This is a genomic window from Jannaschia donghaensis, assembly GCF_001403795.1.
Taxonomy (GTDB): Bacteria; Pseudomonadota; Alphaproteobacteria; order Rhodobacterales; family Rhodobacteraceae; genus Jannaschia; species Jannaschia donghaensis.
This window is the reverse complement of the sequence record NZ_CXSU01000012.1, coordinates 1,453,741-1,467,169: the sequence shown is the minus strand read 5'-3', so window position 1 is coordinate 1,467,169 and position 13,429 is coordinate 1,453,741. Positions and strand designations below refer to the sequence as shown.

Here is a 13,429-nt window from a genome sequence, read left to right as displayed (position 1 = left end):
AATACGCCTCCTCATCCGTGAAATACCTGTGAATGCAGCGGCCAAACGGCTGCCAACTCCAGATGAGGACCTGAAACCATGCCGAGTTTGCAAACCCTTGGGCTGACCGCGACCCTATCTGTCTTTCCACTCACCGTACTGGCCCACCACGGCGTCAGCGGTCAGTTCGATATGAGCCAAAGTTACGAAGTCACCGGAACGATCACGCGTATCAGCCTCGTGAATCCCCACGCCTACGTCTATTTCGACGTCGCCGACGAGGGCGGCGACATGACGAACATGCGCTGCGAATTGACGTCAGGGTCGCTGTTACGGCGCAGCGGCTGGACCGAGGAGATGTTCGAGATTGGGAGCGAGATTACCATCGAGGGCTCGCCCGACCGTGACGATCCGACGACTTGTCACATGAACGAGATAACGTTCGCCAATGGTGTGACGGCCAATCGCGAGAGTACATTCGGTGAGGACGGCACGCTCGACGTCGCGGAACGGGAGGTCGTCCGCGCGGATGGGACGCCCAACATCGACGGCAACTGGGCGGTGGCAAACCCCCGGGAACGCGGCGGAGGGCGGCCCAGTGTGACACTCACCGACGCGGGTGAGGCGGCAATCGCGGATGCGAGCCCGGAGCAAAACCCGCGCTTCAACTGTCAGCCCACGAACATCGTCATGGATTGGGTGTTCAACGGCATGGTGAACGCCGTCGAGCAGACGGAGACGGAGATCACGTTGACCTATGGGTTCATGGATCTGGTGCGTACGATTCACCTGGACGGTGACACACCGGACGCGATTGAGCCCAGCCGCGCGGGGTATTCGGTGGGCAATTGGGACAGCGACGCGCTGGTCGTGACGACGACCGGATTCGATGAAGGTTGGATCATGGCACCCATCGGGGGGCGTGCGGGCGTCCTGCCGAACAGTGCGGAGGCGGCCGAGAGACCGGAACACCCCGAACGCCCCGAAGGTGGCCGCGGTCCGCAGCCGGTCAAGAACAGCACCGAGCTGACCGTCACCGAACGCTTCACGCTGAGCGACGACGGCACAGTGCTGACCCGTGACTATGCTTTCATCGATCCGCTCTACCTCGAGGCACCGATCGAAGGGGTGGACGAGGTCGTACTGACGACGGACGCCTACCGGCCCTACGACTGCGAAGACCTCACGAACGAGCGGACGGAGTAGCCCGCTTGGGTGCCCGCGTGGCGGTTATGCGGCGACAATGGAACGGCGGAGGCGCGCGACATGGAAACCCTCTTCTGGCTGGAAGATTCCTTTATCGGGACAACGGTGTCCGGCACCCTCTGGGGGTATCCCATCGTGCTGTCGCTCCACGCGATCGGGATGGCCACGATGGTCGGCATCGCGCTGATGCTGACGATCCGGGTGTTGGGTTTTGCGCCCGCGATCCCGGTCACGGCGATGGCACCCTACTGGCGCGTGGCGCTTGGCGGTTTCCTCCTGAACTTGTTGTCGGGTGCGGCCCTCTTCTTGGGCGGGGCGTCGATGCTGTTCTTCAACTGGGCCTTCCGCATCAAGCTCGCGCTGGTCGCGGTCGGCCTGTTGCTGACGTGGTACCTCGTCCGCATCTGCATCGCGCGGATGGACGAGGTGTCGCCGGTCCACCGCAGCCTGGCCGGGCTGGCGATGGCCACCTGGATCGCCGCAATCATCTCGGGCCGCCTGATCGGCTACATGTCCTAGGGGTCGCAACGATGGAAACGCTGCTCAACTGGGTGATCGCCACCCTGAACGGATCGGCCCTGAACGGGCTGGTGATGGACAACCGTTACGTCTTCCCGATGCTGGAGATGGCACATTTCATCGGCCTGAGCCTGCTGTTCGGAGCGCTCCTGGTGGTCGACTTGCGGATGGTCGGGGTGGCGCGAAGAGTACCGATGCAACGGGTCGATCTCTTCGTCCGCTTCGCCCCGATCGGCTTCGCGATAAATCTGGTCACGGGGCTTCTCTTCCTCGTGGGGGACTCGGACCGATACCTCGTCAACGTCGCGTTCTGGGCAAAAATGGGGATGATCGCGCTGGCCGGTCTGAACACGGCCTACTTCGTGCGACGGATCAAGCCGCAGATGGCGGCGGGTGTCGATTCCGCCGACCTTGCGGGCGGGGCGCGGACGGTCGCGGTTCTGTCCCTCGCGTTCTGGTGCAGCGTCATCGTCCTCGGGCGGTTCATTCCCTATGTCGAAGACCTGTAGATCCGCAATCTTGGTCTGCGGGCTGGTCCCGGCGTTGGCCGTCGGCGCCGCGGCCCATGGCGTCGGGGCCGGGGACCGGGGGTTCCTGACCGGGGCGTCGGGCCTGCACATCGGACCCTACCTCTATCTCGGAGCGAAGCACATGGTCACGGGCTACGACCATCTGCTCTACTTGGCCGGGGTGATCTTCTTCCTGGGACGGCTGCGCGACGTCGTCACCTTCGTCAGCCTGTTCGCCCTGGGCCATTCGGTCACACTGCTCATTGGGGTGCTGTCGGGATTTCAGGTGAACACCTACGCGGTCGATGCGATCATCGGCCTGTCAGTCTGCTACAAGGCGCTGGAGAACCTTCGGATCATTCGCGGGATCGATCCAAAGGCCGCGGTCTTCGGTTTCGGCCTTGTCCACGGGCTTGGCCTGTCGAGCAAGTTGCAGGACCTGTCGCTGTCGCCCGATGGTCTGATCGGCAACATGCTGGCCTTCAACGCGGGCGTCGAGATCGGGCAAGTGCTTGCCCTGACGGTACTGTTCGGCGGCCTGTCGTGGCTACGGCAGCGGCCCGATTTCACCCAGATCGCGACGAACGCGAACGTCATCCTGTTCACGGCCGGACTTGTCCTGTTCGCAGTGCAGGCGGCCGGATTTTTCACCACATGAAGGAGGGGCTGCCATGACGCAGATACGCAAACTCATCATGGGGGCCATGGTCGGCGGTGCGCTGCTGATCGGTGCCGTCCTGCCCGCGGAATACGGGATCGACCCGACCGGCCTCGGGTCGAAGCTGGGCCTGACGGCCCTCGCGCAGGATACCCCCGAGGGGGCCCCGTTCGAGGGAGCTCTGGAGTTCAACATCGGTGACTACGACCCGACGGCCGACCTGATCAACACTTCCGTCCAGGGGCTGATCCACCTGGAAGACGCGCCCTTCCGCTCCAAGGTGATTGACATCGAGATCGAGGATTTCGGCGAGGTCGAGTACAAGTTTGTCCTGCCCGCAGACACCACACTGGTGTATTCTTGGGAGGTTCTGAATGCGGTCGGTGACGGCGTCTATTACGACTTTCACGGACATCCATCGAGCGAAGATGCCGCCAACTACCCCGAGGGTTTTGAAATGGCCTATTCACGGGGCGAAGGCCTAGCCCAGCACGGTTCATTCACCGCCCCATTTCCCGGATATCACGGGTTTTACTTCATGAATATCGAGGAAGGGCCGATCACTGTTCGTCTGAAGGTCAGCGGCTACTGGGAAGAACACAAGGAGATGTATCGCGCCGTGCAGGACAACGTGATCTTGAACGAAGACTTTTGAATCATCCGGCTCAGGACCCATTGATTTGGTTGGGGCTTCCAAGGTTGCCTGATTCAATCTCCCGGACTTCGGGGGCACGACATGAGCGATTTGTACTGGCTGAGCGAAGGTCAGACGGAGCGGCTTCGACCGTATTTTCCCAACAGCCTTGGGGTGCCACGCGTTGATGACCGGCGCGTCCTGAGCGGGATTGTCTTCGTCAACTGCAATGGTTTGCGCGGGCGCGATGCACCACGGGCGTACGGTCCGCAGAAGACGCTGTACAACCGCTGGAAGCGGTGGAGCGACACGGGGGTGTTTGCGCGGATCATGACTGGGCTCGCCGCCCGGGCATCCGACAACAAGACGATCTCCATCCCCTCTCGGGACATCACTGCGTGATGCCCTGCCGGGCGATGGACAAACGCCGCTATAGAAAACGCAACGGGATCGAGATCATGTACGGGCGCCTGAAAGACTGGAGGCGCGGGGCGACGCGCTACGACAGGTCTCCAGCCGTGTTCCTCTCGACCATCGCACTCTCCGCAACCGTGCTCTTCTGGTTATGAGGCTTGAGCCTAGCTCTGCCACTCCAAAATAATCTTACGGAAAGCCGCAACGAGCAGAAGAACACCAAATAATCTTGCCATCTAGCGTCCATACTTCGAAAAAAGTCGCCACCTCTGGTCGCCACTCCATCTTGATCCCCATGAAACGCGCAAGCCTCTCCTTCGTGATCACGATACTCGCCCTCACGCTCGCCCTGTGGTCCATCTACCGGCTCGAAAGCGCCCGATGGTCGATAGAGATAGAGGATGTCGTATTGGGACAAACGCCGGCGACGTTCTATTCGACCGAAGGTTCGAAGGGCGCGCTTGTCGTCGTATCCCATGGGTTCGGCGGGTCCCGGCAGATGATGGAGGCGATTTCTTTAACTCTGGCTCAAGCGGGTCATACCGCCGTTGCATTCGACTATATCGGTCACGGGCGTCATTCCGCGGCGCTGTCGCCCGCCATAGAAACGCTCACCGGTACGACCGAGGACCTCGTCAGGCAGACACTCGGCGTCGTCGAAGCGGCGCAGCTTCGTACCGGGCTGACGCGTGTGTCCTATGTCGGTCATTCGATGGCAACGGATGTGATCGTGCGGGCGGCGGCGCGTCTGCCAGAAACCAAGGATGTTGTGGCGATTTCGATGTACTCGGATGCGATCACGCCGACGCATCCCGAACGTCTGCTCGTCGTCTCAGGCGCTTTCGAGGGCCGGTTGCGCGAGGTGTCGCTTGCGGCGGTGGGGCAGGTCGGCCCCGCGCAGGAAGGCGAAACCGTCACAAATGCAACCGTCGCGCGGCGTGCTGTCAGTGCCCCTATGGTCGGGCACGTGGGTGTTTTGTGGTCACCCTTGACCCTGTCGGAAACGGCGCGCTGGCTGGGCGATCGTGCGGCCCCGGTGGCGATTGGAAAATGGATCGCCGCGCTGCTGCTCTCGATCCTGATCCTGTTCCAGCCGCTCGTCCGGCTGTTGCCGGCGACCGATCTGCCGCACCAGCCCGGGATCGGACGCGCCGCATTGGCCGCATCCGTGGCGGCTATCGGGGCAGGGGGCATTGCAACGACGGGCTTGCCGGTGCTCGGGGTGGCCGGGTTCGGCGCACTTGGTCTCGCGTTCGGGGTCTGGGGCATTCTGGTTCTGATGATCCTGCGCGTTGTTCCACGGTTTTCAGGTCTCGATCTTTTCGCGGGCCTGCTGCTGGTGGTCTGGGGGCTGGGCGCATTCGCCCTTGCGCTGGATCGTTACGGCGCAGCCTTCCTGCCGATGGGGCCGCGGCTGTCTCTCGCGCTTATCCTGCTTCCGTCGACGCTGCTCTTCGGGCTGGCAGACCGCATCCTCGTGCAGGGCCGTGGCCTTGGTGCTCGGATCGCTTTGCGCGTGCCGTTTCTGGTCGCGTTCACCTTGGCCATGATCGTCGCTCCGACGGCGCTTGGCCTCGTCTTCACGGTGCTTCCGGTGCTGGTGCTTTACTGGCTTGTCTACGGCACGATGGCCATGTGGCTGGCGCAAAGGAGCGGGCCGATCGGCGCGGGCCTCGGGGCGGGGGTGATCCTTGCCTGGGCCATTGCCGCGTCGACGCCGTTGTTTCAGGCGTAGCGGCCGATAAATCGTTATATGCCCTCAGCGATTGCGTCCGCGATGGCCTGCCCACTCGTCCACGCATCCTCGGCCCGCGCGCCGAGACACCAGTCGCCACCGGCGAACAGGGTCCGATCCGCGCTTGCCAAGTACGGCTGTGCAAGCGGTTGGGACACGAAGGCATAGCGCCAGCGGTGTCCGGACAGGTAAGCCGGGTTCGCGATCGGGTCGCCACCGATGGCGTCGGACAGCAGCGCAAGCATCCGTTTTGCAAACACATCCCGGTCCAGTTCTAGGTGGCGTATGCTCCAGTCTCGGCTGGCCTGGGCCACGATGCAGGTTGCGTCCGGTCGGCCCGGTTTCGCGCTATCGCACACGATCCAAGAGATATCCTGATCGGGGGTGCGGCGGGAAACGAAAGGCAGGTCCACATCCGCGGAAAGGCCGACCATGAGTGTCAGACAAGGATCCATCGTCACTGTGGCCAATGCGCCGCTGAAAGGATCCTCATCGGACAGAAGCGCACCAATCTGGGGGGCAGGGGTCGTGATGACTACGCGATCGAACATCTCGGTGCCGGTGTCCCAAGTCAGTTGCCAGCGGTTATTGGCGCACACGACACGGTCAATGCGCGTCTGCTTTCGGATCTCAAGGTCGTGCGCCAGATACTTCGCGAGCCCCGTCATCCCGGGGACCCCGACATATGCCGGCTGTTTGCCTTCGCGTTGCCAGCGCGCCACGGCACCAGCGGCCTCCGCATCCTCGAGCATCGCGGTGAAAGCGGCGCTGCGCGGGGTGAGATACTGAGCACCGTGATCGAATTGAAAACCGCCATCGGCGCGTCGTGTTGCCATCCGGCCGCCCAGACCACGCCCCTTGTCGAAAACCGTCACGTCCACGCCATGCTGCATCAACTCCCGCGCACAGGTCAGGCCCGACATCCCGGCACCCACGACTGCGACCTTCGGCACCACCTCTACCAATGCTCTGTTCCCGGCGCGCCCTTGATCCGGCCTTGCAGGTTCGCTGTCACCCAGCCGCCGTAAAAGTCACCGGGCTGCGCGATCACCCGGTCCTCTCCGACAAAACAGGCGTCCATCGCGCTGGCGTAGAAAGACAGATACCCCGCCAGCGCCGTGAAGTCGCGCGTTGGCGCGGCATAGCTCCAAGCCGCCCGAGGGGCCATTTTGCCGTCAATCTGGACATCGAAATACGCGGCCCGTCCCTTCCACTCGCAAAACGTCGTGCCGGGCAGGGGCGTCAGCGCCGCCGTCACGTCTTCGGGCGGAATATAATATGTGGGCGCGTGATGTGTTTCGAGGACGCGAAATGCGCGCGTTGTTTCAGCGGCGATCTTACCGTTCAGCACGATGCGCAGCTGTTGGCGCACAGGCTCGAGCGCGGGCGGGCGTGGATAATCCTGAACATTTTCCGGGGCGAGGTCAGGCATGGGTCGGCACGGGCTCCTTGACGGACGGTCATGGCAGGATCGATAGCGATCAGGACCGAGTGAGGACAACGTCTGTTCGAATGTCGAGCCCATCCTCGACGGCGTTGACAAGATAACACGCGACATCGCGTCGGGAGACAAGGCCGTTGCGCCAATATGAAGGCTCCCGCAGGACCGTGGACCTCCGCGATTTCTGGCTGTTGGTGAGGATGATCGGCCGCGCGGTCGTCCAGTCGAGATCACTGTCCATGATCAGCGCCTCCTGCCGGTCCTTGATGCCCAAGGCGTAAAAAATGGCACGGGTGCCGGTGAGGGTTGCCGTTATGTCGTCTAGTGAACGAGCATCCCTGTCGACAGGTTCAACAAGATCGGTTTTCTCAAGTCTATGCGCACTGTGTGAAAACGCCCACACGGCAAGCCCCCGACGAACAGCGTTCTCCAAAGCGCGCGTGTCAATGCCGAAGGTTGCCGCCGTGATGGGGATCGGTGCACCTGAATGCTCCTACATCTCGACGATACGCTTTGACACGGGCGCGGATTGCACCAACGCCGAGTTCGACGTTGCGCACGGGACGATCCGGTCAATCGTCGCCGCTATCTCGGTCATGTGGTGGACATCGGCGCAGGTTCGATCTCGGTCCCGAATTTTTCGCGCGACCTGCCGGATGGGGCATTGTCCTACGGAATAATCCCGAACTTGACGGCGCTGTTTACCGGGCGATTCCGACTCCTATTCGCGCGGAGAGAACCGGTGGACTCGTCCTGCTGAGCTTTCTGGGCACGGTCAGAGCTTCGACCGGGATACACGTAGCGATTTTGACTCTCGAGGGGGGCGCCTCCCGCCGATCTACCGTTAGCGGTGCCCTCTCGCGCAGCCCTAGGTCGATCAGCCAGCATGGCCCGTTCGCCATGGCCCAGTGGATCTTCGGGACGGCGAAGGCGGTGACCCCCAGCCACCTGTGCAGCCGGTAGGACTTGTCGAGCCCGTCGAGGCAGCGTTCCAGCCAGCGCGCGCGGATGGCGAGGATCATTGCAAGGTTCATGTCACCGATCGCGACAACGCCGGTGTCTTGCAGGCCCGGATTGCGCAGCGTGTCGAGGTCGAGCACGCTGCCCAAGGGCCGGCCGATTAAGCCAACACACGGTCCGAAACGTCATCCGACCCACGCCTAGGTGACGATCTATATCCATTTCAATAGGGACGGTTCCGCCGCTGGTACGTGGGAACACTCGGTCGGAACGGTCCCAAGCGGTCTGCAAGGCCGCACTTCACTGGCACTATTGGGTGGGCGGGATGCAATCGCTTGTCTCATTAGAACCGTCCGTTCAATGCAGCCATTTCCATCATCGCCACGTCGTCATGACCATCCAAACGGTAGCTTACCGACCCCCGGCCATCTCGGCGAGTCAGCTTGCCGCATCCGGTACCAGCCAACGCATGCAGGTCGCGGCAGCCTCGACCGGGTCGATCACCGGTACGGGCAGAGCAGCGCGCATCCGCGCCGTGAGCGCGACCATGCCCGCGCAGCCGAGCACGATGGCGTGCGGGGCCTCATCTGCGAGGGCCGCACGGGCCTGGGCCAGGATGGGCGCGCAGGCCGCCCCCGGATCGTGGTCCAGCGCGAGGACCGGCACGTCTGCTGCCCGCACCCGTCCTAGATGCGCCGCAAAGCCGTAGCGAGCGATGTTGGCCTCGATCACCGGCACCGCGACGGGCAGGGTCGTCACTACGCTGAAGCGCCATTGGCGCAATGCTGCGTTGGTGAAGGCGGCCTGACCGATGCCGATGACGGGGCAGGGAACAGCGGCGACAACAGCTTGCAGGGCGGTGTCGTCGAAACAGCCGATGATGATCCCTTGCGCGCCCCCGTCGGCCGCGCGCTTGGCCAACGCGATCAAAGGACCGGCGGCGGCTTTGCCATCTGCAGGCCCCTGAATGGCTGGGGGGCCCTCTTCGGAGGTCCATCCCTCGAAGGCCAGATCGGGTGCGGCGGCGCGAGCGGCGGCGAGCATGGCGCGGGTCATCGACGCAGTGCTGTTGGGGTTCAGGATCGCAATCACCACGGCCCTAGCGCCCGCCCGCACGGGTCTTGCGCCGGCGGTCCATCGCCAGCGCCCCGCCGAGGAACACGCCGATCACCGCGAACGAGAACACAGTCGTCAGCGTGCCGAGCGCGAAGATCACCGGCGAAGTGACGTTGGTGGTCATGCCGTACACCTCCAGCGGAAGAGTGTTATAGCTGCCCGCCGTCAGCAGCGTGCGCGCGAATTCGTCATAACTGAGGGTGAAGCCGAAGAGCGCGACGCCGATCAGCGACGGCGCGATGATCGGCAGAACCACATGCCGGACCGTCTGCCAGGGGGACGCGCCCAGATCGCGCGCGGCCTCCTCGAACGCCGGGTCGAAGCGGTTGAAGACGGCGAACATGATCAAGAGGCCGAAAGGCAGTGTCCAAGTCAGCTGCGCGCCGAAGCCGCTGGTGGCCCAGTGGACCGGCAGGCCCGCGCGTCCAAAAAGAAGGCCCACGCCGAGCGAGACCAGGATCGACGGAATTACGAGCGCGGCGATCATCAGATAGAAGAGAGCACCGGACCCATGGAACCGCTTGCGAAACGCCAAACCGCCCATGACCGATACGACGACCGTCACGATCATAACCATCAGCCCGAGGATCAGCGACCGGCGAAACGCCCCCCAGATGTCGCCCACGGCCTGCTGTTCGAACAGGTCGCGGAACCAGTGCAGCGACGTGCCGCGCATCGGAAAGGTAAGGCCCCCCTGCGGACCTTGGAACGACAGGATCGCGATCGTTACGGTGGGACCGTAAAGGAACACGACGAAGAGGGTGAAGACCGCGGCCAACACGTAGAAGGAGCGCGGGCGCGGTCCCATTACAGCTCCCTCCGGATATCGACGAAGCGCAGCAGCGTGCCGATCACCACCAAGACCACGACCAGCAGCACCACTGCCGTTGCCGATGCCGAGGGGTATTGCAGCAGCGCGATGTCGTTCGAGATGAGGCGCCCGACATTTGCCGATTGCGAGCCCGACATGAAGCGCACGGTAATGAAGTCGCCCATAACCAACGTGACGACGAAGATCGTGCCGATCATGATACCGGGCTTGGTCAGCGGCACGATGACGAAGGCCAGCGTTTGCCAACCGCTGGCACCCGCATCGTTGGCCGCCTCGATAAGACTGCGGTCGATGCGCATCATGGTGTTGAAAATCGGGACCACCATGAAGAGCGTGTAGAGATGTACGAAGGCGAGGATCACCGAAAAGTCGCTGAACAGCAGCCAATCGAGCGGCGCGTCGATCATCCCCCAGGACAGCAGCGCCGAATTGGCGATGCCTTCGCGCCCCAGAAACGGGATCCACGAGATCATGCGGATGATGTTCGAGGTCAGGAACGGGATCGTGCACAAAAGGAACAGCGCGATCTGCCAGGTCTGGGTGCGGACATGAAAGGCGAGGAAGTAGGCCACCGTGAAGCCGATCCCCAGGGTAAGGGCCCAAGTGATCACGGCGTATTTGAAGGTGTTGAGGAAGACGCGGTAAGTGACCTCCGATCCGAATAGGAAGGCGTAGTTGTCGAACTGGAACGCAGGATAGATCGAAAACTCCGTCGTGCCCCAAAAGCTGACGACCACGATCATGATTACCGGCAATACGAGGAACGCGGATAATACCAGCGCCAGGGGCGATACCAGCAGCCAGCCGGCGACGTTCGGCCCAAGGCTACGGCGCGGCGCGCTGATGCGTGCGTGGTCGGTCATATGAACCTCGAGGCGGAACGGAGGATGTGCCCCGGCGCTAAGCCGGGGCACCTAAGGCTCGTCAGGCAGAGATGAACTCGTTCCACTTGCGGACCATGTACTGGTTCTCGTCCATGACCGCGTTCCAGCAGGCGACCGAGCCCATGCGTGCCTCGAACGATCCGCCGTCGCGAACATCGCCGGCCTGGGCCAGCACGTCGCCGCCGGGCGAGGTGATCGGGCCAGTCGCGGCCTTGCCTTCGAACCAGTAGCCCCATTCGTTGGCGGACATGTGGTCCTTGGAGGTGGCGGGCACGGCCGAGTAGTAGCCTTGGCGCATGAGGTAGCCGCCGACCCAGCCATCGAGATACCAGTTGATGTACTCGTAGGCCGCGTCCAGCTCCATGCCCGAAAGCGCGCTGGAGAGGCCGATCCCGCCGCCCCAGCTGCGATAGCCTTCTTCCAGCGGTTGGTAGACACATGGGATGCCGCGGGACTTGACGGCCGTGATGGCGGGCGACCACATCGACTGGATCACGACTTCTCCGGACGCCATCAGGTTCACGCTCTCGTCAAAGCTCTTCCAGAAGGCGCGGAACTGGCCGGCGCGCTTGGCTTCGGTGAAGATCGCGATCGTGCGATCGATCTCGTCGCGGGTCATGTTGCCCTTGTCGGCATACTGGATCTCGCCCATCGACTCGCACACCATGGCCATGTCCATGATCCCGATCGAGCTGATGTCGAGGATCGACGCCTTGCCGGCAAACTCTGGGTTCAGAAGCTCGGACCAATTGCGGATGGGACGTCCGATCAGGTCGGGGCGAATCCCGAGCGTGTCGGCATTGTAGATGGTCGGGATCAGGGTCATCCAGTTCGTCGGTTCATCGGCGAAGGTGGTCGCGCCGGGTTCGGGGACGAAGCCCACGGTGTGCGGCGCGGTGCCCTGGGCGATCACGCTGTCGTCGCGCAGCTTGCCGTCCTTGAAGATGCCGACGATCTGGTCGTAGCGGGCGATCCTGGACACATCCATTGCCTGAAGGTTGCCGGTGGGCCAGACCTTCTTGCAGATCCAGTACTCGATATCCGCAATGTCGAAACTGCCCGGCTGGGTGGCAGCCCGCTGCGTTACGCTGTCGGAATCGAGGGCCGTCATCTCCAGCGTGAAGCCCAGATCCTCCTTCACCTTGTTGGCGACGTCGTTGAGGTTCGATACCCCCGTGCCGAACTGGCGCAGAACGATATTCTTGCTTTCCTGCCCCCAGATCATGGGCGCGGGCAGGGCCGTGGCGGCGAGCGCAGCACCCCCGGTTTTGAGCATGGAACGCCGCGAGTAGCGGATCTTCGAGATCGTGGTCATGTCGTGTATTCCCCGTTTGGTTTCATTTGATTTGTCCGGCCGCCGCCGCGCAGCGGATGCGCGGCGGCGGCTTCCCAGACAAAGCTGATGGCCTCGCCCGCATCCTTCGGCGCGCCGAAGAAATCCCCGTCGGTCAGAAGGACTGTGACCTCCTGCTTGCCGGTCACCTGCGCGGTCAGCGCGACATGGGTGCCCTGGTATTCGATGCCTGTGACGTGGCCCTGCAGCGGCGCGTCCGGTGCGTCCGTGACCCGCAGCGCATCGACACGGATCGCCGCCATCCCGTCGGGCAGGGCGACCACGTTATGCGACCCCAGAAATCGCGCCACGAAGGCTGTGGCGGGGGCGTCGAACACGTCCCGCGCGGCCCCCGCTTGCTCGATTTGGGCGTCGTTCATGACAACGATCTGATCGGCCAGCGCCAGTGCCTCGTCCTGACTGTGGGTGACGTGCACGAACGTAATCCCAAGCTCCCGCTGGAGGCGTCGGAGTTCGCCGCGCATGCGCACCCGAAGGAACGGATCGAGCGCAGAGAGCGGTTCGTCTAGCAATAGAACCTGCGGTTCCGTCACCAGCGCGCGTGCCAGCGCCACGCGCTGCTGCTGACCGCCCGAGAGTTGCGCGGGCAGGCGCTCCGCCAGCTGGGTCATATCGACGAGGTCCAGCATCTCCAGTGCGCGGGCACGGCGAGTGGATGTGGCCACGTGCTTCATCCGCAGGCTGAAGGCGACGTTGTCCACAACGCTGAGATGCGGGAACAGCGCGTAGTTCTGGAACATCATCGCCGTACCCCGCCGCGCCGGCGGTAGCCGCGAGACGTCCCGGCCACCTAGGACCACGGCACCTTCGGTGACGCTCTCGTGCCCGGCGATCATCCGAAGGGTCGAGGATTTGCCGCAGCCCGACGGGCCCAGCAGGCAAGCATAAGTGCCGGCAGGAAAGAGATGGGTTATGGCATCCACAGCGGTGGTGGAACCGTAGCGTTTGGTCAGGCCCACGAGTTCGAGGTCGAGATCGGATCGCATGATGTCCCCCAGTGGCTGGGACCAGCTTTGTCCGGACGCACGATGCTTGCGATGGATTCCCGCTCCTCGCCTTTGGGGGATCGGCGGGATGGCACATTAAGATGCAGAGTCGCGTCCGGTTGTCGAAAAAGGCGGCAGCGATTGTATACGATCTTTTGTGAATTGTTGGCATTGTAATAGGAGGTTGTCGGCTTTGCCGGGG

15 protein-coding genes and 1 pseudogene are annotated in these 13,429 nt (G+C 63.1%); 7 read left to right on the top strand and 9 right to left on the bottom strand.

Translation table 11 applies throughout. From position 1 onward, the window contains the following. Positions 1–78 precede the first annotated feature (78 nt). From JDO7802_RS16515 to JDO7802_RS16480, 7 genes and pseudogenes are all read left to right on the top strand, one after another. Complete coding sequence (locus tag JDO7802_RS16515; RefSeq protein ID WP_055087012.1) at positions 79–1,185, top strand: DUF6152 family protein; 1,107 nt, start codon at positions 79–81, stop codon at positions 1,183–1,185. A gap of 60 nt (positions 1,186–1,245) precedes the next feature. Further along, complete coding sequence (locus JDO7802_RS16510; protein WP_055087011.1) at positions 1,246–1,704, top strand: hypothetical protein; 459 nt, start codon at positions 1,246–1,248, stop codon at positions 1,702–1,704. Between the two features lie 11 nt (positions 1,705–1,715). Next, complete coding sequence (locus tag JDO7802_RS16505) at positions 1,716–2,213, top strand: DUF6644 family protein (RefSeq protein WP_055087010.1); 498 nt, start codon at positions 1,716–1,718, stop codon at positions 2,211–2,213. Positions 2,214–2,247: 34 nt separating this feature from the next. Continuing rightward, the gene (locus JDO7802_RS16500; protein WP_245624216.1) at positions 2,248–2,871 is read left to right on the top strand and encodes a HupE/UreJ family protein; all 624 of its coding nucleotides are present in this window, start codon (positions 2,248–2,250) and stop codon (positions 2,869–2,871) included. 13 nt (positions 2,872–2,884) lie between these two features. Next, a complete protein-coding gene (locus JDO7802_RS16495) occupies positions 2,885–3,526 on the top strand; it encodes a hypothetical protein (protein ID WP_055087008.1) in 642 nt (213 codons plus the stop codon). A gap of 81 nt (positions 3,527–3,607) precedes the next feature. Beyond that, positions 3,608–4,074: pseudogene (locus JDO7802_RS17760) on the top strand (transposase). A gap of 140 nt (positions 4,075–4,214) precedes the next feature. Further along, positions 4,215–5,654 carry an alpha/beta fold hydrolase gene (locus tag JDO7802_RS16480; RefSeq protein ID WP_055087006.1) on the top strand — a complete coding sequence of 480 codons (1,440 nt, stop codon included), beginning with the start codon at positions 4,215–4,217 and terminating at the stop codon, positions 5,652–5,654. 14 nt (positions 5,655–5,668) lie between these two features. Here JDO7802_RS16480 and JDO7802_RS16475 read toward each other — a convergent pair whose 3' ends face one another. The 9 genes from JDO7802_RS16475 to JDO7802_RS16435 form a co-directional block, all read right to left on the bottom strand. Further along, entirely contained in the window at positions 5,669–6,589 is a 921-nt protein-coding gene (locus JDO7802_RS16475; RefSeq protein WP_275934871.1) for an NAD(P)/FAD-dependent oxidoreductase, read from the bottom strand. A 23-nt stretch (positions 6,590–6,612) separates the two neighbouring features. Further along, positions 6,613–7,086 (bottom strand): DUF427 domain-containing protein, encoded by a 474-nt coding sequence (locus tag JDO7802_RS16470; RefSeq protein ID WP_055087005.1) that lies wholly within the window; start codon positions 7,084–7,086, stop codon positions 6,613–6,615. 49 nt (positions 7,087–7,135) lie between these two features. Beyond that, positions 7,136–7,528, bottom strand: coding sequence for an NAD(P)H-binding protein (locus JDO7802_RS18625; protein WP_245624215.1), 393 nt, complete (start codon positions 7,526–7,528; stop codon positions 7,136–7,138). Between the two features lie 268 nt (positions 7,529–7,796). Then, the gene (locus JDO7802_RS16460; RefSeq protein ID WP_144430647.1) at positions 7,797–8,195 is read right to left on the bottom strand and encodes a ferric reductase-like transmembrane domain-containing protein; all 399 of its coding nucleotides are present in this window, start codon (positions 8,193–8,195) and stop codon (positions 7,797–7,799) included. A gap of 298 nt (positions 8,196–8,493) precedes the next feature. Next, positions 8,494–9,147, bottom strand: a complete 654-nt coding sequence (locus tag JDO7802_RS16455) for an aspartate/glutamate racemase family protein (protein ID WP_275934870.1) — start codon at positions 9,145–9,147, stop codon at positions 8,494–8,496. 7 nt (positions 9,148–9,154) lie between these two features. Next, positions 9,155–9,979: an ABC transporter permease gene (locus JDO7802_RS16450; protein WP_055087001.1), complete on the bottom strand. Its 825-nt coding sequence runs from the start codon at positions 9,977–9,979 to the stop codon at positions 9,155–9,157. Further along, positions 9,979–10,866 carry an ABC transporter permease gene (locus tag JDO7802_RS16445; protein WP_055087000.1) on the bottom strand — a complete coding sequence of 296 codons (888 nt, stop codon included), beginning with the start codon at positions 10,864–10,866 and terminating at the stop codon, positions 9,979–9,981. Before JDO7802_RS16445 ends, JDO7802_RS16450 begins: the two co-directional genes overlap by 1 nt. Positions 10,867–10,927: 61 nt before the next feature. Then, the gene (locus tag JDO7802_RS16440) at positions 10,928–12,193 is read right to left on the bottom strand and encodes an ABC transporter substrate-binding protein (RefSeq protein WP_144430708.1); all 1,266 of its coding nucleotides are present in this window, start codon (positions 12,191–12,193) and stop codon (positions 10,928–10,930) included. Positions 12,194–12,198: 5 nt separating this feature from the next. Then, the gene (locus JDO7802_RS16435; protein ID WP_055086998.1) at positions 12,199–13,227 is read right to left on the bottom strand and encodes an ABC transporter ATP-binding protein; all 1,029 of its coding nucleotides are present in this window, start codon (positions 13,225–13,227) and stop codon (positions 12,199–12,201) included. Positions 13,228–13,429: the final 202 nt, after the last annotated feature.

Bases quoted from the DNA above. Each gene is read 5' to 3' on its own strand.
- JDO7802_RS16435 (WP_055086998.1), bottom strand. From the start codon at position 13,227: ATGCGATCCGATCTCGACCTCGAACTCGTGGGCCTGACCAAACGCTAC.
- JDO7802_RS16495 (WP_055087008.1), top strand. From the start codon at position 2,885: ATGACGCAGATACGCAAACTCATCATGGGGGCCATGGTCGGCGGTGCG.
- JDO7802_RS16505 (WP_055087010.1), top strand. From the start codon at position 1,716: ATGGAAACGCTGCTCAACTGGGTGATCGCCACCCTGAACGGATCGGCC.
- JDO7802_RS16510 (WP_055087011.1), top strand. From the start codon at position 1,246: ATGGAAACCCTCTTCTGGCTGGAAGATTCCTTTATCGGGACAACGGTG.
- JDO7802_RS16470 (WP_055087005.1), bottom strand. From the start codon at position 7,086: ATGCCTGACCTCGCCCCGGAAAATGTTCAGGATTATCCACGCCCGCCC.
- JDO7802_RS16450 (WP_055087001.1), bottom strand. From the start codon at position 9,979: ATGGGACCGCGCCCGCGCTCCTTCTACGTGTTGGCCGCGGTCTTCACC.
- JDO7802_RS16515 (WP_055087012.1), top strand. From the start codon at position 79: ATGCCGAGTTTGCAAACCCTTGGGCTGACCGCGACCCTATCTGTCTTT.
- JDO7802_RS16445 (WP_055087000.1), bottom strand. From the start codon at position 10,866: ATGACCGACCACGCACGCATCAGCGCGCCGCGCCGTAGCCTTGGGCCG.
- JDO7802_RS16480 (WP_055087006.1), top strand. From the start codon at position 4,215: ATGAAACGCGCAAGCCTCTCCTTCGTGATCACGATACTCGCCCTCACG.